The 2,263-nt window shown below is 63.8% G+C and carries 2 protein-coding genes; both read left to right on the top strand.

What is annotated here, in order from left to right; all coding sequences use genetic code 11:
• Window positions 1-487 (top strand): RsmD family RNA methyltransferase (locus O7A61_RS31965; RefSeq protein ID WP_337133135.1); only part of this gene is annotated, 487 nt, incomplete at its 5' end.
• A gap of 119 nt (window positions 488-606) precedes the next feature.
• Complete coding sequence (locus O7A61_RS31960) at window positions 607-1,995, top strand: M16 family metallopeptidase (protein WP_337133134.1); 1,389 nt, start codon at window positions 607-609, stop codon at window positions 1,993-1,995.
• The last annotated feature ends 268 nt before the right edge of the window (window positions 1,996-2,263 follow it).

The following is a 2,263-nucleotide window of genomic DNA, read 5'->3' as shown; positions in this document are numbered from 1 at the left end:
GACGACCGACCGCACCCGCGAGGCCGTCTTCAACGTTCTGGCGCATCGCTTTGCCGGGCAACTGGAGCGCGCGCGCGTGCTCGACCTGTTCGCCGGCACCGGCGCGCTTGGTCTGGAGGCCCTGTCGCGCGGAGCATCCTATGGCGTCTTCATCGAGGAATCGGCCGAAGGCCGTGGCCTGATCCGCGACAACGTCGAGGCCTTCGGCCTGACCGGACGCACCAAGATCTTCCGCCGCGATGCAACGGGCCTTGGCGAGGCGGGCACGCTGGCGCCGTTCGGTCTCGTCTTTGCCGATCCGCCCTATGGCAAGGGCCTTGGCGAGCGCGCGCTGCGGTCGGCCATGGCCGGCGGCTGGCTGCGCCCCGGGGCGCTCTGCGTGATCGAGGAGACGGCGTCGGTTCCCTTCGAGCCGGGCCCGGGCTTTTCCGTGCTTGATGAGCGCAACTACGGCGAGACTGTCATCCGCTTCATCGAAGCTGCCTGACAAGCCTCTTTCAGCAGTGGCCTCTTTGCCGCCGCCTTTGCCGCCAAACATGGCCAACAATTCACTTTGCTTGTCGCCAGCGCCTTGCCTATCGTCGCTGCATGAAACCGGAGCCATCGATGACATCCAAGACTGAGTGGCTGAGGGCAACGCTGCTGGCGACGTCGCTGGCTTTGTTCATGACCGACCCTGTGCTGGCGGACAACGCCGTATTGCCAGACACTGTGCCGGCCGAGTTCAAGGTCACGGACTTCCTGCTCGACAACGGCATGGAAGTGGTCGTCATTCCCGACCATCGCGCGCCAATCGTCACCCATATGGTCTGGTACAAAATCGGCAGCGCCGACGAACCGCCGGGCAAATCCGGCATCGCTCATTTCTTCGAGCATCTGATGTTCAAGGCGACGGCCCATCACGAAGCCGGCGAGTTCGACCGCGCCGTCTCCGACATTGGCGGCTCCAACAACGCCTTCACCTCCTACGACTACACCGCTTTTCACGAGACCGTGGCGCCGTCGGATCTTGAGCTGATGATGAGCTTCGAGGCTGACCGCATGCGCAACCTTATCCTCACCGACGACGTCATCAAGACCGAGCGCGATGTGATCCTGGAGGAGCGCCGCTCGCGCATCGACAACAATCCGCAGGCGGTGCTCGACGAGGAGGTCGACGCCACACTGTGGCAGAACCAGCCCTATCGCATTCCGGTTATTGGGTGGATGCAGGAGATGGAACAGCTGAACCGCATCGACGCCGTCGCCTTCTACAACAAATATTACCGGCCCAACAACGTTGTGCTGATCGTGGCCGGCGACGTCCAACCGGAAACGGTGAAGGCGCTGGCCGAAAAGACCTATGGCAAGGTTGCCCGCGGGCCGGATCTGCCGCCGCGCGTCCGCCCGGTCGAGCCGGAGCAGAACACCAGGCGCACCGTGACGCTCTCCGACGCCCGCGTCAGCGTGCCGAGTTTCTCGACGCAATGGGTCGTGCCCTCCTATCACACCGCCAAGCCTGGCGAGGCCGAAGCGCTCGATCTGCTCGCCGAGATCCTTGGCGGTGGCAATCGCAGCCGGCTTTACCAGGCGCTCGTCATCAAGCAGGGCATCGCTTCCAGCGCCGGTGCGTACTTCCAGGGCACCATGCTCGACGACACCAATTTCACCGTCTACGGCGCGCCGCGCGGCGACGCCAAGCTGGCCGACGTCGAAGCCGCGGTCGATGCCGAGGTGGCGCGCATCGCCAGCGACGGCGTGACCCCGGATGAGCTCGAAAAAGCCAAGGACCGCTATGTCAGGTCAATGATCTTTGCCCGCGACAAGCAGGACTCCATGGCCAATATCTATGGTTCGACACTCGCCACCGGCGGCAACGTGCAGGACGTGCAGCAATGGCCGGACCGCATCCGCAAGGTCACCACCGACGAGGTCAAGGCCGTTGCCGCGCGCTATCTGGTGCTGGCCCGCTCGACCACCGGTTATCTCTTGCCGCAGCAACAGGCGGGGAATTGATGATGAGCCAGCACCACCATGTCTTCCCTTCTCCCCCTGTGGGAGAAGGTGGATCGGCGCGCAGCGCCGAGACGGTTGAGGGGTCTTGGACGGAGCGCGGGCGTCAAGCTGGAGCACCCCTCATCCGACCGAGCTTCGCTCGGCCACCTTCTCCCACAAGGGGCCTGTTGCGCAATTCTGGCATTGTGATTCACTTCGATTATGGCTCGGAGGGATTTGCGATGGCGGTGAAGCGGACGGGACAGATGAGCTTTATCGAGGCGTTCCT

Origin of the sequence: Mesorhizobium sp. Cs1321R2N1 (assembly GCF_037179725.1) — a bacterium.
Taxonomy (GTDB): Bacteria; Pseudomonadota; Alphaproteobacteria; order Rhizobiales; family Rhizobiaceae; genus Mesorhizobium; species Mesorhizobium salmacidum.
This window is presented reverse-complemented; position numbering and strand designations above follow the sequence as displayed.

Bases quoted from the DNA above. Each gene is read 5' to 3' on its own strand.
- O7A61_RS31960 (WP_337133134.1), top strand. From the start codon at position 607: ATGACATCCAAGACTGAGTGGCTGAGGGCAACGCTGCTGGCGACGTCG.